Origin of the sequence: Mesorhizobium sp. M7A.F.Ca.MR.362.00.0.0 (assembly GCF_004023175.1) — a bacterium.
GTDB lineage: Bacteria > Pseudomonadota > Alphaproteobacteria > Rhizobiales > Rhizobiaceae > Mesorhizobium.
In genome coordinates this window covers 1-1,151 of the sequence record NZ_RZTF01000774.1, presented here as the reverse complement: position 1 = coordinate 1,151, position 1,151 = coordinate 1, and the positions used below count along the sequence as shown (strand labels likewise).

2 protein-coding genes are annotated in these 1,151 nt (G+C 66.6%); both read right to left on the bottom strand.

Features of this window, described 5'->3' with window-relative positions; genetic code table 11:
• The coding region (locus EOC06_RS37605; protein WP_206631359.1) for a trimethylamine methyltransferase family protein at positions 1-721 on the bottom strand (721 nt) is incomplete at its 3' end.
• A 12-nt stretch (positions 722-733) separates the two neighbouring features.
• The coding region (locus EOC06_RS37600) for a glycine cleavage T C-terminal barrel domain-containing protein (RefSeq protein WP_164899011.1) at positions 734-1,151 on the bottom strand (418 nt) is incomplete at its 5' end.

Here is a 1,151-nt window from a genome sequence, read left to right as displayed (position 1 = left end):
GCGAGTTGGTGTTGATGACTGTGTAGCAATATGCATTTGCCAGAAACTCGTCCTGCGACAGGCCGCGCGCCAGACGAATCATCTCGAACCCGTCCTCGACTTGCGGGGTGCCGCGCGCGAAGACGAACGGGAGCTTGTCCGACAGCGTCAGCTGCGCGCGGTTGACGGCATAGTGGCGAAAGCGGTTGTCGACATCCTGCGGTTCGATGCAGGGTCCGAGCATATGCAGCACGTCGAAATGCTGCACCAGCCGCATGAGATCCTCGAAATCCGCCAGTGTTCCCGGCCGCCGGCCGCGCTCGAGATCCGTGACGTTCGGCGCCCCGCATCCGGCGAGGAAGGTCATCGAGCCGAGCTCCAGCGTCAGATCGCGGGCGCGCGAACCGGCGTGAGCGTGGATCGATCTCGGCGCCGAGGCGAGTGCCGCCGTCACCATGTCGCGGCCGATGCGCACCATGTCGGTGTCCGGATCGACCAGCGCGCCGGCGCTGGCGAAGTGCTCACGCGCCTGCGGCAGCAGCACCTTGATGCCGAGCTCTTCCAGCACCCGCAGCGCCGTGTCGTGAATCGCGGCCACTTGATCGTCCGAAAAGATCGGCTGCGGCAGGAACGGGTTCTTCAGCGAATGGTAGTTGGGACGGCGGCTGCTTTCGCTGCCGGCCTCGCCCGTGCGTCCACGCCGGCGTTCGCGCCTGCCGTCCCGTGCCGCGTCATCGACCATCGGAAATCCTCCTCATTGCCGCATTGCCTTGCCCTCGGGATCGTAGGGCGAGGCCGCGACGACACGCGCCGGCCGTTCCTCACCCACGACATGCACGGAGAGCGCGGTGCCCTCGCCTGCGAAATCGCGGTCGACCAGCGCCAGCGCCAGGCTCTTGCCGACCGTATAACCGTAACCGCCCGAGTGGACAAAGCCGACGCGCCGGCCCTGATGCCAGACCGGCTCGAAGCCACCGGCATCGGCGTCGAGCGCATCGATTTCCAGCGTCACCAGGCATTGGCCGCTGCCGGCCTCCCGCTGCTTCAACGCTGCTTCGCGGCCGATGAAGCCGCTCTTGCCGAAAGCGATGAAGCGGTCGAGACCGGTCTGGCCCGGCGTGTAGCCTTGCGTGAATTCGCGCGACCAGATGCCAACGATCTTCTCCAGCCGC